This window comes from Acrocarpospora phusangensis (genome assembly GCF_016862995.1).
GTDB classification, from domain to species: domain Bacteria; phylum Actinomycetota; class Actinomycetes; order Streptosporangiales; family Streptosporangiaceae; genus Acrocarpospora; species Acrocarpospora phusangensis.
Genome location: NZ_BOOA01000065.1, coordinates 1 through 17,575 on the forward strand (window position 1 = coordinate 1; position 17,575 = coordinate 17,575).

At 71.3% G+C, this 17,575-nt stretch carries 16 protein-coding genes; 8 read left to right on the forward strand and 8 right to left on the reverse strand.

The genetic code is table 11. The features are described 5' to 3' along the window. From Aph01nite_RS30460 to Aph01nite_RS30480, 5 genes are all read right to left on the reverse strand, one after another. On the reverse strand, positions 1-1,006 hold a 1,006-nt coding region (locus Aph01nite_RS30460; protein WP_204044480.1), incomplete at its 3' end, for an acyl-CoA dehydrogenase family protein. Beyond that, positions 997-2,160, reverse strand: a complete 1,164-nt coding sequence (locus Aph01nite_RS30465; protein WP_204044481.1) for an acyl-CoA dehydrogenase family protein — start codon at positions 2,158-2,160, stop codon at positions 997-999. The genes Aph01nite_RS30460 and Aph01nite_RS30465, both read right to left, overlap by 10 nt. Continuing rightward, on the reverse strand, positions 2,160-5,351 hold the full coding sequence (locus Aph01nite_RS30470) for a non-ribosomal peptide synthetase (protein ID WP_204044482.1): 3,192 nt from the start codon (positions 5,349-5,351) through the stop codon (positions 2,160-2,162). The genes Aph01nite_RS30465 and Aph01nite_RS30470 overlap by 1 nt, the downstream gene beginning before the upstream one ends. A gap of 88 nt (positions 5,352-5,439) precedes the next feature. Continuing rightward, complete coding sequence (locus tag Aph01nite_RS30475; RefSeq protein WP_204044483.1) at positions 5,440-6,444, reverse strand: BtrH N-terminal domain-containing protein; 1,005 nt, start codon at positions 6,442-6,444, stop codon at positions 5,440-5,442. A gap of 5 nt (positions 6,445-6,449) precedes the next feature. Then, entirely contained in the window at positions 6,450-7,106 is a 657-nt protein-coding gene (locus Aph01nite_RS30480) for a beta-sandwich domain-containing protein (RefSeq protein ID WP_204044484.1), read from the reverse strand. 161 nt (positions 7,107-7,267) lie between these two features. On the opposite strand from Aph01nite_RS30480, the gene Aph01nite_RS30485 reads away from it, so the two are divergent. Then, on the forward strand, positions 7,268-7,672 hold the full coding sequence (locus Aph01nite_RS30485; RefSeq protein WP_204044485.1) for a DUF5655 domain-containing protein: 405 nt from the start codon (positions 7,268-7,270) through the stop codon (positions 7,670-7,672). Here the strand turns inward: Aph01nite_RS30485 and dpgD are convergent. After that, a complete protein-coding gene (gene dpgD, locus Aph01nite_RS30490; protein WP_204044486.1) occupies positions 7,669-8,469 on the reverse strand; it encodes an enoyl-CoA-hydratase DpgD in 801 nt (266 codons plus the stop codon). The two genes, Aph01nite_RS30485 and dpgD, sit on opposite strands and share 4 nt — an antisense overlap. A 42-nt stretch (positions 8,470-8,511) precedes the next feature. Between dpgD and dpgA the strand changes: the two genes are divergently transcribed. Genes dpgA through Aph01nite_RS30505 form a run of 4 tightly spaced genes read left to right on the forward strand, consistent with a single transcriptional unit; the run spans position 8,512 to position 12,801 of the window. After that, a complete protein-coding gene (gene dpgA, locus Aph01nite_RS30495; protein WP_204044487.1) occupies positions 8,512-9,579 on the forward strand; it encodes a 3,5-dihydroxyphenylacetyl-CoA synthase DpgA in 1,068 nt (355 codons plus the stop codon). A 17-nt stretch (positions 9,580-9,596) separates the two neighbouring features. Next, the gene (gene dpgB / locus Aph01nite_RS41735; RefSeq protein WP_239162101.1) at positions 9,597-10,250 is read left to right on the forward strand and encodes an enoyl-CoA-hydratase DpgB; all 654 of its coding nucleotides are present in this window, start codon (positions 9,597-9,599) and stop codon (positions 10,248-10,250) included. Next, positions 10,247-11,524 (forward strand): enoyl-CoA hydratase/isomerase family protein, encoded by a 1,278-nt coding sequence (locus tag Aph01nite_RS30500; protein WP_239162102.1) that lies wholly within the window; start codon positions 10,247-10,249, stop codon positions 11,522-11,524. Before dpgB ends, Aph01nite_RS30500 begins: the two co-directional genes overlap by 4 nt. Beyond that, on the forward strand, positions 11,503-12,801 hold the full coding sequence (locus tag Aph01nite_RS30505; protein ID WP_204044489.1) for an aminotransferase-like domain-containing protein: 1,299 nt from the start codon (positions 11,503-11,505) through the stop codon (positions 12,799-12,801). Before Aph01nite_RS30500 ends, Aph01nite_RS30505 begins: the two co-directional genes overlap by 22 nt. Positions 12,802-12,803: 2 nt before the next feature. Here Aph01nite_RS30505 and Aph01nite_RS30510 read toward each other — a convergent pair whose 3' ends face one another. Then, a complete protein-coding gene (locus tag Aph01nite_RS30510; RefSeq protein ID WP_204044490.1) occupies positions 12,804-13,436 on the reverse strand; it encodes a helix-turn-helix transcriptional regulator in 633 nt (210 codons plus the stop codon). A 574-nt stretch (positions 13,437-14,010) separates the two neighbouring features. Here Aph01nite_RS30510 and Aph01nite_RS30515 point away from each other — a divergent pair. Continuing rightward, on the forward strand, positions 14,011-14,928 hold the full coding sequence (locus tag Aph01nite_RS30515) for a S66 peptidase family protein (RefSeq protein WP_204044519.1): 918 nt from the start codon (positions 14,011-14,013) through the stop codon (positions 14,926-14,928). On the opposite strand, the gene Aph01nite_RS30520 is transcribed toward Aph01nite_RS30515, so the two are convergent. Then, positions 14,904-15,605 carry an HAD family hydrolase gene (locus tag Aph01nite_RS30520; RefSeq protein ID WP_204044491.1) on the reverse strand — a complete coding sequence of 234 codons (702 nt, stop codon included), beginning with the start codon at positions 15,603-15,605 and terminating at the stop codon, positions 14,904-14,906. The two genes, Aph01nite_RS30515 and Aph01nite_RS30520, sit on opposite strands and share 25 nt — an antisense overlap. Positions 15,606-15,713: 108 nt before the next feature. Here Aph01nite_RS30520 and gnd point away from each other — a divergent pair, with 108 nt between their 5' ends. Beyond that, positions 15,714-16,625: a phosphogluconate dehydrogenase (NAD(+)-dependent, decarboxylating) gene (gene gnd, locus Aph01nite_RS30525; RefSeq protein ID WP_204044492.1), complete on the forward strand. Its 912-nt coding sequence runs from the start codon at positions 15,714-15,716 to the stop codon at positions 16,623-16,625. 12 nt (positions 16,626-16,637) lie between these two features. Next, entirely contained in the window at positions 16,638-17,555 is a 918-nt protein-coding gene (locus tag Aph01nite_RS30530) for a Gfo/Idh/MocA family protein (protein WP_204044493.1), read from the forward strand. Positions 17,556-17,575 lie beyond the last annotated feature (20 nt).

Below are 17,575 nucleotides of genomic sequence, written 5' to 3' on the forward strand. Positions count from 1 at the left end.
CCCGCCACAGCTCGGCGGGCGGACCCAGCAGCACGGCGGCGGTACGGACCGTCGTGTAGTACCGGTGCGGCGCCCGGCTGGTGACCAGGCCGATCGCGCCGTGGACCTGGAGGGCGGCCGTGGCGGCGGTGAGCGCCGCGTCCACGGCGAGCCCCAGCGCGTGGACGGCGGCCAGCGGATCGGCCTGCCCGGTGTCCGCCAGCCAGGCGGCCCGTTCCACCATCAGCAGGGCCGCCTGGTTGGTGATCGCGATCTGGGCGAGAGGGAAGCTCACCCCCTGGTTGTCCAGGATGGGGCGGCCGAACTGCCGCCTGCCGCCGGCGTGCCGTACGGCGAGCGCGTGCGCGCCCGCGGCGAGGCCGGCCAGGTACGCCGCCTGCCGTACCCGGAGCCGGAGCAGGAGTCCGTCCGGGTCGGAGAGCGGGGAGCCCTCCCCCAGGCTCGCGATCATCGCGCTGCCCGGGACGGTGAGCCCGTCCAGGGTGAGGCCGTACCCGCCGCCCGGCGCCGCGGCAGTACGGTCGGCGACCAGGCCGGGGGCGAGGAGGGCGAGCAGGGTCTCCGTGCCGGAACGGACGGGAACGCACGCGTACGCGCCCGCGACGGGCCCGGGCAGCGGCGCCCGTCCGCTCAGCAACCACCCCGCCGGTACGGCACGCGCCGCCGCGTACGGCTGGAGCGCGCCCACCACCACGGGGTCCCGTCCGGCCGCCACGTGCCCGGCGGGTCCGTCCGGATCGGCCTGGACGCCGAGCGCGTCGGCGACCAGCCCCAGGCCCAGGTACCGGTCCGGCAGCGCCCGCCGGCCGAGCTCGGCCTCGAACACCACCCCGGCGGTCAGGCCGAGGTCGAAGCCGCCCGCGGCCACCGGCAGCTCCATCAGTGCGGCGGAGAGGGCGTGCAACAGCGCCGACACGGCCTCGTCCGTGTCGATGCCGGGAGTGGCGAGCGCGTCGCGTACGCTCCGCCGCAACCGCTCGCGCAGGGGGTCAGGTGTCAGGTCCACGCCAGGTCCTCCCCGCTGTGGCCGAGCGCGGCGGTCGCACCCGACACGATCTGGAGCATGATCTCGGAGGTTCCCGCGGAAAGCCGCAGGCCGGGAGCCTCCCGATAGGCCGATTCGAGCAGCGCCGCCTCCGGGTCGCCGAGATCGCGGCCGCCGTACCCCGGTCCGTGCACCTGGCTCGACCACACGGCGACGGCCTGGGCCGTCTCGCTGGTGTGGTGTTTGGCCATGGCGGCCGCGGCCTCGTCCACCACGCCCGCGTCCAGCCGGCTGAGCATGTGGTAGGTGAGCAGGGTTCCGGCGGCGACCCGGGCGCCGTGACGCCCGATCTCGGCCAGCAGGGCGTCGTCCGCGGAGGACGCGGTCAGGCCGGCCAGCGTGGCCGCGTACCAGCGTTGCGCCTTGAGCGAGTAGTCCAGTCCGGTGCGCTCGATCGCGAGGCAGCGGTTGAGCAGTTCCCATCCCTGCCCCTCGCTGCCGACGAGGGCGTCGGATCCCACCTTCACCCCGTCGAACTCGACCCGGTCGAACTGCTCGTCTCCCAGGGTGGGCAGGGTGGCACGGCTGACGCCGGGGGCGTCCAGGTCGACGAGGAACAGGCTGATCCCCTCGTACTTGCTGGCTCCCCGCCCGGTCCGCATCGCGCACAGCGCCAGATCGCTCTGGCCGCTCTTGAGCCCGAAGACCTTGACCCCGGTGAGCCGGTAGCCGTCGCCGTCGGGGTCGGCGGAGCCCACGAGGGAGGCCAGATCCGAACCGGCCTCCGGCTCGGTGTAGAGCACCGTCGCGAACCGCTCCCCCGCGGCCAGCGCCGGCAGGTGCCGCAGCCGCTGCTCCTCGGTGCCGGCGGTGAGGAGGAACTGGCCGACGATCTGGACGCTCAGCACGTGCAGCGTGTCCGGCATCCCGGCGCGTACCAGCACGGAGATCACGGTGGCGCTCTCGGTGTGGCCGGCGTCGCGCCCGCCGTACACGGCCGGCCAGCCGGGGGCCAGCAGGCGGTGCCGCCCCAGCTCCCGGTAGAGCGCTCGGGCGTCCGGCTCCCCGCGTCCCTGGCGGAGGGCCTCGTACGCCGCCTGGACCGCGGGGTCCCTCAGCGCCGCGTGGGTCGCTTCGAGGAGCTCGGCTTCCCGGCCGGTAGAACCGAAGTCCATCAGGTCGTTCCCTCCTGTAAGCCGCGCGAGAGGATCCGCTCGGCCTCCTCCTCGGACATCCCCTCAAGCAGATCCAGGAGATCCTCGTCATCCAGCCGCGCGGCGAGCTGGGTGTCCACGAGCGCGGCCAGCCCGGCGACCGTGGGGTCGCGGAAGAAGTCGGCCACCCCCGCCTCCACGCCGAACCGCCTGCGGATGGCGGAGATCAGCTGGGCCGCCTGGAGGCTGCTGCCGCCGATGGCGAAGAAGTTGGCGTCCACACCGATGTCGGCGATCCCGAGCACCGGCTTGAGCAACTCCTCCGCGAGCACGTGCTCGGTCTTCGACAGCGCCCGCGTCCGCGTCCCGGTGGATCGAATCTCGGGGTACGGCAGCGCCGCCCGATCCACCTTCCCCGCCGAGGTGAGCGGCAGCTCGTCGAGCAGGACGACGAAGTCCGGCACCAGCGCCGCGGGCAACCGGGCCGCCAGGAACTCCCGCAGGTCGCCGTCCGTCGCGTCGTGCGCGGCGCGACGCCCGACGTACGCCACGAGATGCCGTTGGCCCACGGGGTCGGTCCAGACGTCCACCACCGCCTGCGCCACCGCCGGATGCCCCTCCAGCGCCACCTCGATCTCGGCCGGCTCGATGCGGACACCGCGGATCTTGAGCTGCCGGTCGATCCGGCCCATGAACACCAGCGTTCCGTCCCGGCGACGCCGTACCAGGTCGCCCGTGCGGTAGAGGCGGCCGGTCGGGGCGCTGCCGAAGGGGTCGGGGACGAACCGTTCCGCCGTGAGCCCCGGCCGGTTCAGGTAGCCGTCCGCGAGCCCCAGACCGCCGATCACGAGCTCCCCCGGCACCTCGTACGGCACCGGGCGAAGCCTCTCGTCGAGGACGTGCGCGACGTGGTTGGCGATCGGCAGGCCGATCGGGGGCGACGCCTCGGCCGCCAGGTCGCATTCGTGGACGACCATGGTCACGGTGCACTCGGTCGGACCGTACCCGTTGAAGAACCGCCGCCCGGTGCGCCAGCGGTTGACGAGCTCTCCCGTGAACGCCTCGCCGCCGACGAAGGCGATGCGCAGGCCGGGCAGGCGTTCCGGCTCCAGCAGGGCCATCACCGGGGGCGGGAGATCGGTGACGGTGATCCCCGACCGCTCCAGCAGCGCCTGCAGGCGGTCGATGTCGAGGCGTTCGTTGTCCAGGACGACGCACAGGCGGCCGCCGGTGAGGAGCGCGCCGAAGGTCTCGAAGATCGAGACGTCGAAGGTGACGGAGGCGTAGCCGAGGATCCTGTCCGCGGGTGAGAGGTCGAACAGCTCGGCGACGGCCAGGGTGAAGTTGACGACCGCGGTGTGGCTGACCAGCACTCCCTTGGGGGTGCCGGTGCTGCCGGAGGTGTACATGACGTACGCGAGGTCCCCGCCGGTGACCGCCGGCGCGTGCGCGGGCATTTCGTCGGCCTGCCGTATCAGGTCCTCCAGCGCGAGCCGACCCGGGGCCGCGGCCAGGTCGTCCAGCGCCTCCCGCCCGGCCACGAGCAGCGTCGGCCGGGCGTCCTCGACGAGGTGGGAGAGGCGGTGGGGCGGATGCGACGGATCCATCGGCAGGAACGCGGCGCCGGCCTTCAGCGCCGCGAGCACCGCGGTGACCTGGTCGAGCCCGCGAGCGACGCAGACCGCCACCAGATCCCCGCCGGTGACACCGTGGTCACGCAGCACGTGGGCGAAGCGGTTGGCCCGCGCGTCCAGCTCCGCGTACGTGAGCCGCCCGTCTCCGGCCGTGACCGCGACCGCGTCCGGGGTGCGGGCCGCCTGGGCGGCGAACCAGCCGTGCAGGGTGGTGGGCGGCACCGGCCGGTACCGCCCCTGCCACCGCGCCGCCAGGTCGGCGGCCTCCTCGCCCGGGAGCAGCGCGACCCGCTCGGCAGGGCCGTCACTCGCGAGCAGGCCGGCCAGCAGGTGGGCGTAGTGGCGGAGCAGGTCGTCCATCGAACCGGGGTCGAACGACGCGGCCCGGTAGCCGGCGGACAGCTCGCCGTCGCCGGGAATCCTCAGCACCAGGTCGTGGGCCGGTGGCGAGTCGCCGCCGGGCAGCCACTCGGCCGTGAGACCGGGCAGCTCGCCGAGACGCGGCGCCGGCGAGGTGTCGCACACCACGCGGATCGGCTCGCCGAGCATCGCGGCTAGTTCCGGCGAGGGCAGCGCGGCATCGTCGAGCGCGTCGCGCACGGCGGTGTCCACATGCCCCACGAGCTGCCGGAACGTGAGACCGCCGCCGCCCCTGAGCGGTACCGGGTGCACGTCGTCGAAGCAACCGGCGATCGCCCGCAGGTCCGGGGTCCTGCGGCCGGTGGACGGGACGCCGATCACGAGCTCGGACTGGCCGCAGTAGCGGCGCAACAGCTCGTAACAGGCTGCCAGGTACACGCTGGACGGGCGGGTGCCCCATTCCTCCGCGGCTCGCTCGACCGCATCCACGGTCTCCGGGGAGAGTTCGGCGTACTGGCTGGCGTGGGCCGGGTCGCCCGTCTGCTGAGTGGCCTGCGGGGCCGTCGGCGTCAAGCCGGAGAGCCGCTCCCGCCATCGGCTCCGCAGCCCGTCGCGGTCCCGGTCGAAGCGCGCCGCCGACCAGTTGGCCACATCGCCGAAGGTCAGGCTCGGCTCAGGCAGGTCGGCTGCCCGGTACAGGTCGAAGAGTTCGCCCAGCAGGAGTTCGAGCGAACCGCGGTCGATGACGACCGAGCTGGCCGCGAAGGCCAGCACATGCTGATCGGGCGCGACGCGGAGCAGCCGGCACGACCACGGCTGGGCGTCGGCCGGATCGAACCGCGTCCCGGCGAGCCCGGCGAGCAGCGCGGGCAGTTCGTCGCCGGGCACCTCCTCGACCGGCAGCGTGGCCGTCGGCGGCGGGCTCACCCACAGGACTGGCCCGCCCCGCACGGACATGCGCAGCGCCTGCTGCCGGGCGATCAGCCCCCGCCAGGCCGCCGCCAGGGCCGCCGTGTCCAGAGGGCCGGTGAGGCGCACCGCGAATCCGGTGGTCGCGGGCGGTTCGCGCAGCAAGGCCGCCTGGAGCGGTGTCACCCGTGCCCGGCCGGTCCCGCCCAGATGAATCGGCCGGTCCCGCCAGTCGGTCCGGAGCAGGTCGAAGAATCTGCCACGCTGTTCCTGGGGCAGCCGGTCGAGCCGGAGTCCTAGCAGGCTCAAGGGTGCACCTTCCTCCTGTGGGAAGTTGAGAGACCGCCGTCCGCCCGAGGTGCCGCGGCGGCGCTGCCGCCACGCCGGGACGGCGCCGTCACAGCTCCGCCACGGCGTCGTCGATGGCGATCAGGGCCGCCCGGTAGCCCGCCTCAAGCCGCTCGGTGTGGTGGCGCAGATCCCGCGCGCAGTCACGAGGCGCGCCCCGGCCGTGGGCGGCGGTGACGCGGACCGGTGTCCAGAGGTGGGCCGTGCGCTCCACCCTCCGGCCGGCTTCGGCGAGTGACGGCACGCGCCAGGCGTTCCCGCAGCGACGGAGCAGCTCGCCGTGCAGCGCGGCCTGGGCCTGCATCCCCCATCCGAAGGTGTACGCTTCCTCGACCAGCCGGGCGTTCCCGGCTTCCGCGGCCTCCACCAGGGCGCCGGCGAAGCGCTTCAGCCCCGCCAGACCGGAATGGCACGCCGCGGAGTCGTCGAATCCGGCGGCATCGGCCCGGAGCGCCTCGGCCAGCCGCTCCGGCCCGAGCGCCGGGTACGGCCCGCCCAGGCTCACGTCCAGCCATCGGCCCTGGATCTCGGCGCCGGAGAAGAACGCTTCCTGTTCCCGGGGATTCGCCGAGGTCCAGGCCCGCAACAGGTCCGCGACGGGCAGCTCCCCGTCGTACGCCGGAGGCATCGCGTCGCTGACCAGGACCGTGCCCCCGTCCTGGTCGATGTCGTAGACCACGATCAGATGGGCCGAATGCACGTCGTTGAGAGCGGGCCGGAACGGCAGATGGTAGTTGTCGACCGCCACCACGGGCAGCCGTCCCTCCGCCAGCGCCTCCCGCAGCTCCGCCAGCGGATCGGCGACCGCGGTGGTCCGCCACCGGGACCGGGCCGGGTGGTACGGCAGCAGGCTGGCGACGGGGTCGCCCGGCACCCGGCAGGGCCAGTAGAACTCCTCGGGCCGTACGTCTCCCGGCAGGTACCGGAACTCCCAGGCGAGCCCGAGCACCTCGAGGGGGTCCTGGCCATCGGCGAGCAGGAGGGCGGCGACGGTCGACTGCAGGCAGCTGACCGGGTCCCGATACCACTGGTCGATCGATCGTCGGGTGCGCATCCGTCCTATCCCTCTGCGCTTTCCAGGTCGGCCACCCCGGCCATGTCCAGGCCCGCTTCCCGCAGGGTCGCGGCGAACACGTGGACCGCCGGGTTGCGGGGCAGCCGGGCGGCGCGCAGGACCGCGCGGCGGGTCACCGGCACTCGCTGGCACCACAGCATCGCCGGCACGTCGGCCTGCACATGGAGCGGGTAGTGCATCACCTCCGTCACCACCGCCGCGGACTCTCCGAACACCGCGGGCGCCGCCCAGAAGTCGGACAGCCGGAGCGGCTCGAAGTCCACCGAGCCGTCCGTGAAGTGGAAGGCGATCTCGTCCTCGACCCGGCGCTCGGCCGCCGCCAGCACGTACAGCCAGTCATAGCGCGCGGGGGCCACCTCGATGAACTGGCCGTCGGCGCGGACGTTGTCGGGCGCGGCGGCGCCGCACACGGGAAGGTCGAACGGCACTCCGTCCACCAGAACGGGCCGCCCGGAGGGCAGTTCGCCGGCGGGGAACGAGTTGCCCCAGATGTTGAAGGCCCCGGCGCCGAGGTGGTCCGGCGCGGTGGCGCCCACGTTGTTCCGGTGTCCGGCGAGATCCAGCAGGTGGTGCCCCTCGGCGGTCCGGTGCGGCCAGGCGGGGGCTGGGCGCACGAGGGAGCGACTCTCGCTTCTGACCACGGGCAACACCTCTCGTCGGCCGAGTTCCGCGGGCGATTACTTTAGTCATCGCCGACTTTACTTTAGTGTAATCATTGGCCGAGCGAAAGGACCTTCAGGCCCCCCGGGACCGAACACTCTTCGGGGTGACCCCCGTCACCCTTTCGGCTATCGTCCGGCCCATGAGCGAGCGAATCTGGACGATCGACGATCATCTGACCGACAAGCCGGAAGAATTCGTTGCCCTGTATCACCAGTTCATCGACCTCGCGAAGGCCTGCGGGCCCTTCACGTACGCCATCTCCAAGGGCATGATCACTCTCAAGGGCATCCGTCGCGGTTTCGCCGGAGCCAGGCCCGACGCCCGTGGGCTGCGCGGATACATGGATCTCCAGCGCGTCGTCGAGGACCCGCGGATCACGAACGCCTCGCCGTACACCAAGCGGCTCTTCGTGCACGCCTTCCGCATCACCCGCCCCGACCAGCTCGACGACGAGTTCGCCGGATGGATGCGGGAGGCGTACGACGTCGGGCAGGGCTACCACCTCAGGCAGCCGCCGCCACCCGCGCCCGGCGAGATCCGCTAGCGCGCCGGGCTGTGCCACCGCGGCCGCCGTCCCTCGGCGAACGCGGCCGGCCCCTCGACGGCGTCCGGGCTGGTACGGCGGCGCTCCTCCCACCCGTAACCCAGGGTGAACGCCTCCTCCAGCGCCAGGTGCGCGGAACGGTGGACGATCTCCTTGGCGGCCCGGACGGCGACCGGGGAGCAGCGCAGCAGATCGCGAACCCAGCCGTCCACACAGTCGTCCAGCTCATCGCGGGACACCACCTCGTTGACGAGCCCGAGCTGGTACGCGCGCGACGCGGACATCGGGCGTCCCGTGAGCAGATGGCCCATCGCGGTCTTCAACGGCACCTGGCGCGGGAGCCGTAACACGCCGCCCGCACCCGCGATCAGGCCCAGCCGGGCCTCCGGCAGCGCGAAGGTGGCCGTGTCGACGGCGATCGCGACATCGCACGCGAGCACCAGCTCGAACCCGCCGCCCACCGCGTGGCCGTTCACGCGCGCGACCAAGGGCTTGGACAGCCGGAACCGCTCGGTCAGCCGGGGCGATCCCGAGATCCCTCCGCTGCCGAGGCTGGAGGGCGCGACCCCCCGCCGGTTCCGGGCGGCGAGCTCCTTGAGGTCCTGACCGGCGCAGAAGACGCGCTCGCCGGCGCCGGTCAGCACGCCCACCCAGAGATCGTCGTCCGCCTCGAACTCATCCCAGATCCCGCACAGCTCGCGGTGCGCCTCAAGATCGAGGGCGTTGCTGACCTCCGGCCGCTGGATTGTGACGTACGCCACATGCCCTCGCCGCTCCATGGTAACTTTTGTTGTCATGTCTTATAACTATAGTTGTACTTCGGGTTCCGAGGGAGGGACATGGCCACGCGCGGAACGCGTATCGTCGGCGTCGGCACGGCGACTCAGCCCAACTCCTACACCCAGACCGAGCTACTCGACCATTTCGGCATCACCGCTCCCCGGGTCCGCGGTGTCTTCCTCAACGGCGGGATCGAACGCCGGTACCTCCACCTGCCCGACGCCGGACCTGACGGCGCGCCGGTGGTCGAGTCGCAGGGCGAGTTGCTCGACAAGCATCGTGCCGACGGTGTCGCGATGGGCGCGCAGGCCGTACGTACCTGTCTCAAGCGCGCCGGCCGGGACCTGTCCGACGTCCGCTTCCTGTGCAGTGTGTCGTCGACCGGCTGGGTGACCCCGGGGTTGAGCGCGCTGCTCTGCCGGGAGCTGGAACTGTCCTGGGACTGCGGCCGGCTGGACGTGGTCGGCATGGGGTGCAACGCGGGTCTCAGCGCCCTGCCGGCGGTGACGGGCTGGGCCGAGCAGCATCCGGGCGAACTCGCGCTCCTGCTCTGCGTGGAGGTCTGCTCCGCGGCGTACGTCTTCGACTCGACGATGCGCTCGGCCGTGGTGAACAGCCTCTTCGGCGACGGCGCGGCGGCCCTGGCGGTGATCCGGGACGAACCGGAGCAGGCGCGGCGGGCCGCGGGGCCGGAGATCCTGGGGTACGCCAGCTACCTGATCCCCGACTCCCTGTCCGCGATGCGTTACGACTGGGACTCCGGCCACGGCAAGTTCAGCTTCTATCTCGACCGCGACATCCCCTACGTGGTGGGAGCCCACGCCGAGCGGGTGGTCGACAAACTGCTGGCGCGCGCGGGCCTGGGCCGCAGGGACGTGGCGCACTGGGTGGTGCACTCGGGCGGCCGGAAGGTGATCGACGCGGTCAAGATCAATCTTGGCCTGACCCGGCATGACCTGCGCCACACGAGTGGAGTGCTGCGCGACTTCGGCAACCTGTCCAGCGGATCCTTCCTCTTCTCCTACGAGCGGCTCCTCGAAGAGGACGTGGCGCAGCCGGGCGACTACGGCGTCCTGATGGCGATGGGGCCCGGCTCGACCATCGAGACCGGGCTCATCCGATGGTGAGGGGAGAAACGAGGGTGGTGCGGATCGGAAGCTCCGAGGGCCTGAGCGGGAAGCTGCTCGACGACCTCGACCAGGCCGCCCGTCTGGCCGACGAAGGCCACGGGGTGATCCTCGACCTGCATCCGGCCGGCGAGGGCACATGGCCGGGGCGGACCGACGTGTACGAGGTCAGCCGGTGGGAACGCACCCTCCGCCGGCTGGAGCGCGCTTCGATGCCGTTGATCGCCGTGGCCGCGGAAACCTGCTCCGGGCCCGCGGCAGAGGTGCTGCTCGTGACGGACTACCGGATCGGCACCCCGGATTTCCGTTTCCAGGCCGTGACCGGCCGCGCCTCGTGGCCGGGGGTGGCGCTCCATCGCCTGGCCTGCCAGCTCGGGGTCGCCCGCGCCCGTCGCCTGGTCCTGTGGCCCACCTCGCTCCCCGCCGGGCAGGCGGTCGACTGGGGGCTGCTGGACGAGGTGGCCCCCGACCGGGATGCGGCTCTCCGGCGCGCGAACGAGCTGCTCGCCGGCATGACGGCGGCGGACGGGGACGACCTCGCGCTTCGCCGGCGGCTGCTCCTGGACGCGCCGGCGCTCAGCGTGGACGACGCGCTGGGAGCGCATCTGGCGGCCTGCGACCGTGTCCTTCGCCGCGCGGGAGTGCCGGTCGGCGTCGGAGATCTGTCGTGACCGCCGTCGGTGTCGAGGGCTTGGCCGTACAGCTCGCGGGCGAGATCGGCGCGGGCGAGGAGGCCCTGGCCGCGCTGCCGCCGCCGGAAGAGCGGGACCCCGACGCCCGTGCCCGGGCCGCGGAGGCACACCGGGTGAACCGGCGGGCCCGTACGCGGTTCCTCCGCCGGCACGCCGAGCGCGTCTACCGGGAACTCACCGACGACCTGCGGATTCACCGGACGCTCGACGACCTGCTGGGCGTGACGGCCGAGCGATACCCCGGCCTGGTGCCCACACCGGCACAGATCACCGAGGAGCGGAGCCGTACCCAGTCCCGCAAGGAAGGACGGGAGATAGACCAGGGGATCTTCCTCGGCGAGATCCTGCGACTGCCCCGGGCGGGTGCGCATCTGCTCGCGGCCCAGCAGGCCCCCACGGAGCACGCGCTGCGGCTGCTCGACGACTTCCGGCGCACCGGGGAGGCGGGCCTGGAGACGGTCCACCTGCTCCGCCGGGACGGCGTCGGGTACCTGACCGTGCACAACACGCGGTATCTCAACGCGGAGGACGACCAGCTCGGTCAGGACATGGAGACCGCGGTCGACCTCGTGCTCCTGGACGACGCCGTGCACGTCGGCGTCGTACGCGGGGGCGCCATGACCCATCCCCGCTACCGGGACCGCCGCGTCTTCAACTCCGGAATGAACCTGACCCACCTGTACAACGGGCAGATCTCGTACGTCGGTTTCGTGCTGGGACGCGAGGTCGGCTACATCAACAAGATCTTCCGTGGCGGGACGATCGCCGGCCGGCCGGTGGAGAAGCCGTGGGTGGCGGCGGTCGACAGCTTCGCGATCGGCGGCGGGATGCAGTTGCTGCTCGTCTTCGATCATGTGGTGGCCTGTGATGACAGCTACTTCAGCCTGCCTGCCGTACAGGAGGGGATCGTCCCGGGAGCGGCCAACCTGCGGCTGCCCAGACTGGTGGGAGGCCGGTTGGCGCGCCAGCTGCTGCTGGGCGGGGACAGGATCCCGGCGGACGATCCCCGTGCGCGCCTGTGGTGCGACTCGGTGATGCCGGCCGACGCGATGGAGGCCGCGGTGGCCGAAGCGGCCGGCCGCCTGGACAGTGCCGCGGTCGTGAGCAACCGCCGGATGCTCCGCCTGGCCGAGGAGCCGGACACGCTGTTCCAGCGGTACCTCGCGGCGTTCGCGGTGGAGCAGGTCCAGCGGATGTACAGCCAGGACGTCCTCGAACGCTTGGAGATGGCATGGGTGAGACGGCACCGGTGAGCCGCTACGCGATCCCCGCCGAGCGCCTGCACGGCTCGGTCTTCGACGACCGGCTGCTCTCCATGGTCTTCCTCAACGAGATCATGGCCAGATTCCCCGAGGCGATCTCGTTCGCGCCAGGCGCCCCCCACGAGAGCCTGTTCGAGGGCGTCGACGTGGGCCGATGCGTGGACAGGTACGCCGCGTACCTGCGCGAGAACGGACTGAGCCCGGACGGCGTCCGCAGCCGCCTCTACCAGTACGGCCCCAGCCGCGGACTGGTGAACGATCTCGTGGCCGAGGCGGTGCGCCGGGACGAGCGGATCGACGTGGGGCCTGACGCCGTGCTGCTCACCGTCGGCGCGCAGGAGGCCATCTTCCTGCTGTTGCGCGTGCTGCACGAGGCGGCGACGGACGCGGTGGCCGTCGTCGAGCCGACCTATCCGGGGCTCCTCGGCGCCGCCCGGCTGCTCGGCCTGCCGGTCGTCGGCCTCGGGGACGACGGAGCCGGACCGGATCCGGCGGACCTGCGCGAGCTGTACCAGCGCACGCTCAAGGCCGGACGGCGGATTCGCACCCTCTACCTCTGCCCGGACTTCGCGAACCCGTCAGGAACCCAGCTCTCCCTCGAACGCCGCAAGGCCCTGCTGGCGGAGGCCGACCGGCTGGATCTACTGATCATCGAGGACACGGCCTACCGGTTCACCGCCGCGCCCGGCTCCGCCCCGCCGTCGATGAAGGCGCTGGACGACGTGGGCCGCGTGGTGCAGGTGGGCAGCTTCGCCAAGATCGCCGTCCCCGGCGCGCGGACCGGTTACCTGATCGCCGACCAGCGTACGGACACGGGCACGACCCTGGCGGAACACCTCGCCACCGCCAAGGCCGCCCTCACGATCAACACCGCTCCGATCGCCCAGGCCGTGGCCGGCGGCCTGCTCCTGGAGCACGGCGGGTCGATCGCCGAGCTGGGACGCGCCAAGGGCGAGCTCTACCGCGGAAACCTCCGGCACCTCCTGGCCGCCCTGCGCCTGCACATCGGTCCTCCGGAGGGCAACGCGGCCGGAGTGCGCTGGAATGAACCGGCGGGCGGCTTCTTCGTCCAGATGACCCTGCCGATTCCCGCGGACGACGCCCTGCTGTACCGCTCGGCTCGCGAATTCGGGGTGCTGTGGACCCCGATGCGCGCGTTCTACCTCGGCGACGACGGCGAATTCCGGCTGCGGCTGTCCTGCAGTTCCCTCAATCCGCCCCAGATCGACGAGGGAGTCGTCCGGCTGGCCAAAGCGCTGAGCCTGTGACGCTAAACGCCGGGGCGTTGGCGAAAGGTCTGCTCCGGGATCATGCTCAACCGGAACTGATAACCGAGCAGTACGGCCTCGCTGCGACTACGCAGGCCGAGCTTGGACAGGATGTTGTACGCGTGCGATCGGACCGTCGCCTCCGATATCACCAGGTGCTCGGCGATCTCCGCGTTCGTGTGGCACATCCCCAGCAGCGCGAGCACCTCCTGCTCCCGCTTCGTGAGCACCTTCGTCGCCTCCAGAATGCGTGCGGGATCGGTGGTGATCTGGGTGGCCACCCAGTCCAGTAACGGGCCGGCGAGACTGGGCGACAGGAAGGACTCACCGGCGGCGACATTCTGCACCGCCTGGCCGAGCTCCTGATCGACGGACCGGTCGCTGACGAAGGCCCGGATTCCACTGCGAATCGCCATCAGGACGAACTGCACCCCCATGGTGTCCCCGATGGCGACGATCGGGGCGAGCGGCTGGTCTCCAGCGCCGGATTTGGCCATCATGTCCGAGCCCGCGAAGATGACCGCGACGTCGACACCGGCGGTGACGGCCGGAAGCACGTCGGAGACTTTGGTGTGGATATCTGCGACGTCTATGTCGGGGTATTTGCGAAGTGCATTCTTAATGCCTTCGACCATGAGAGGATGTTCGACGTGAAGCGACACTCTGATTTTATTGCCGGCGGCATCGCCAGGTGGCGTTGACTTTCGTGCGTCGATGGATGAGTCGGACATCCCGGCCTCCGATTCAGACTTAGTCCAAATAGTGGTTGCAGCGCTGACTTCACGCGGGAATCACCAAGAGAATGGCATCGGATCAGGGGTCTATTTCAAAGGTGGTTCCTGCGCGGGGAAGCCTTGAATCTGGGCCCATTCACGCTTCTACCGGCCGGGTCCCGGCTCCAGGTGAAGGTGCACCGTGGTCTCGTCATCGACGTGGCGCAGGACCGTGATTCATGCGCGAGTGCGGCCGACCGGTTATCTACCGTGGCACCGCGACGGCCACAGCCGATAGTAGTGGGAGAGCCCGACGCGATTCCATGCGCGATTTACCTCCTCGGTCGCGGAGCTATGCGGTCCTCCTGTATTTCAAATTAACAAACACCGGTATATCGATGGTATATCGAGCCTTTCCGTGTAATGGATCGCGCCGTGGCAATAGGCCGGCGTGCGTACGCCCCGACGCACTCGTAGACTCGGACGCTTGACTGAGATGACCCCGATTGCCCGTCCGCCCAGGCTGCGGCCGGGAGACCGCGTGGCCGTGGTCGCGCCCAGCGGACCGGTCTCGCCGGAACGGCTGGCGTACGGGTGTGCCCGCCTTTGCGCCGCCGGCCTGGACGTGGTCACCGGCGAGCACGTTCTCGCGCGGCACGGCCTCTTCGCCGGCACCGACCAGGAGCGGGCCGCCGACCTCACCGCCGCCTGGTGCGACGAGCGGGTCCGCGCGGTGCTCTGCGCTCGCGGCGGGTACGGCGCGTTGCGCGTGCTGGACCACCTCGATCCGGAGCAGTTCGCCGCCGCCGCGCCGAAGCCGCTGGTCGGCTCGAGCGACGCGACGGTCCTGCACCGCTGGCTCGCCGAGCACACGGGGGCCGTCGGCCTCTACGGACCGATGGTGGCCGGTACGGCACTGGGCACCGACCGCCTCGGCGACCGATGGGCCCAGCAGCTGATCCGTACGCTGATGTCCCCGGAGGAGACGCGGCACCTGCACTGCCCGGACGCCACCGAACTGGTGCCAGGACAGGCCGCCGGCCCGGTCGTCGGCGGCAACCTCAACCTGCTGGCAGCCCTGCTGGGCAGTCCCGAGGCCGGGTCGGCGGCAGGCTGCGTCGTCGTGCTGGAGGACGTCAACAAGGAAGCTCACCGGCTCGACCGGCTGTTCACCCAGATGCTGCGCTCCGGGTGGTTCGACGGCGCCGTCGCGGTGGTGGCGGGGCGGTGGCGGAACTGCGGCCCGGATCCGGACACGATCCTGCGCGAGCGTCTCGGCCCGCTGGGCATTCCGATCCTGGCCGGATTCGACGTCGGGCACGGCCCCCGCCAGCTCACCGTCCCCCTAGGCGTCCCGGCCGTGCTGGACACGGGCCGCCGATCACTGCGCTACAGCGTGCCGGCCCTGAGGTGAAGGGCGAACAGGTCGTCGAGCCCGACCCCGGCCAGTGACGGCAGAATCAGGTCGGCGACGGCCAGATCATGTCCGATGGTGAGCGGCCCGGGGACCGCCACGCAGCGCAGGCCGGCCGCCTGGGCGGCGGTTACGCCGGTGGCGGTGTCCTCGATCGCGACGGCCGCGGGCGCCGGCGACCGCAGGCTCGCCAGCGCGGCCAGGTAGAGGTCCGGCGCCGGTTTACCGGCCGCGACATCGTCGCGGCAGAACACCGCGGCGAACGCGGACAGCAGCCCGACCCGCTCCAGATGCCCGGTCACCCATTCCCGGTTGGCGCTTGAGGCCACCGCGGTGCGCACTCCGGCAGCCCGCGCCTGCTCAAGCAGCTCTCGTACTCCCGGCAGGACCGGCAGGTCCAGGGCCAGGGCCCGCACCCGGGAACGGATCCGGTCGATCGCCGCCAGCGGATCGCCACCGGCCGCCCCGAGTACCGCCGCCACCCGCTCGGGCCGCAGACTCGGCGTTCCGAGGGTGGCCACGAACGCTTCCTCGTCGAAAGGAACGCCGAGATCGACACACTCGGCCCGCCACCCGGCCACCACAGCCGACTCGGTGTCGACGATCACCCCGTCGAAATCGAAGATGAGAGCGCGGCTATCGGTTCCGCCGGCCGGGTGCGCCGAGACGCTCGACATTGTGCCTCCGATTTCCGGATTTGTGAATATCCCATATTAGTGGGGCGTTTGATAACGTGCGGAACGCGACATTTCACCGGGACGGGAGTACACGTCGGGGAGGGTGCAATGGACATCGGACTGGTGGGGCTCGGTCGGATGGGGGCCGGGATCGCGCGGCACTGGTTGCGGGACGGTCATCGGGTGGTGGGCCACGACCTGGACGAAACGGCGATGGCCGGTCTGGCGGCTGACGGTCTGGAACCGGCCGAGGACCTCGCGGCACTGATCACCGCCCTGCCGGCGCCGAGAGCGGTGTGGACGATGCTGCCGGCCGGCGCCCCGACGCGGGCGGTCACCGACTACCTCGAGGAGGCTCTCGAACCGGGAGATCTCCTGATGGACGGCGGAAACACCAACTTCCACGAGTCGGTCGCGCGGGCCGCCCGGTTTCGGGAGAAGGGCCTGCGGTTCCTCGACGTCGGCACGTCGTCGGGGCTGCTCGGCCGGGCGGAGGGATACTGCCTGATGGTCGGCGGCGAGCCCGAACTGGCGGCGGAGATGATGCCGGTCCTGCGGAGCATCGCCGCCGAGGGCGGATGCGAGTACGTCGGCCCCTCCGGTGCCGGCCACTACGTGAAAATGATCCACAACGGCATCGAATACGGGCTGCTCGAAGCGTACGCCGAAGGCTTCGAAGTGCTGAGGGCCAGCCAGTACGACCTGGACCTGCCCGCCATCGCCGAGCTGTGGCGGCACAACAGCCTCGTCCAGTCCCGGCTGCTCGACCTGCTCGCCAACAAGCTCGACGCCGACCCGGAACTGTCCAAGTACTCCGACTACGTCGAGGATCTGGGGACGGGCCGCTGGGCGGTGCTGGAGGCGATCGACCGGAACGTCCCGGCCCCGGCGATGACCGCCGCCCTGCTGACCCGTTTACGCTCCCGCCAGGAGACGTCCTTCGGCGGACAGGTCCTGTCGGCGCTGCGGGAGGAATTCGGCGGCCACGTCGTCAACCGGCCGCACGGACCGGTGGCCTGACGGAGGCACGGCATGATTCGGGTGGGCATCGTCGGTCTGGGATACATCGCCCGGATCGCGTACCTGCCGTTGCTGAGCGCCGATCCCCGGGTCGAGATCGTGGGCATCTCGGACCTGAGGCCGGAAGCAGTGGAGCACTACGGCCGGCAGTACCGGATCCAGGGACTCTATCCCAGGCTTGACGATCTGCTGGCGTTACGTCCCGATGTGATGTTCGTCCACACCTCCACCGAATCCCACACCGAGGTCGTGACACGCTGCCTCGACGCCGGCATCGACGTCTACGTGGACAAGCCGCTGGCGGACAACTGGGCCGAGGCGAAGGCACTGGCGGATCATGCCGCGGCGAGGGGTCTGCTGCTCGCGGTCGGGGTGAACCGGCGCTTCGCCCAGCATGTTCGCGCCGCGCGGGCCGCCGTTCCGGATCCGGTGATCGTCACGACCACCCGGCACCGCACCGAGTACAACCACCTGCCGCTGCGGTTGATGGTCTTCAACGACCTGCTGCACTCCCTGGACCTGCTGTGCTGGCTGCTCGGTGACCCGGTCGAGATCGTCAGCTCGACCGTGGTCACGGACGGCCACGGGCGGCTGTCGCACGCGCTGGGAACCCTGGCCGGCCCGACGGCCCACGCCCAGTTCGTGATGGCCCGTCACGTCGGCGTCGACCGTGAGTCCCTGGTGCTGCACGGGTCCGAACGCCTGGCCGAGGTGACGGACCTCGACCAGACGTCGCTTTTCGTCGAGGGCCGGCACAGCACCGTGGCCTTCGGGATGTGGGACTCGCTGCTCGAACGCCGGGGTTTCGTCGGCATGATCGATCACGTGCTGGCATGCCTGGGCCGCCCGGCGGAGTGCGAGATCGCCGCGGAGCGTGTCCTGACGAGTCATCGAATCGCCGAGGAGCTTCTGGCCCGCCACAGCGCATGAACCTCTGCCAAGGAGGATCC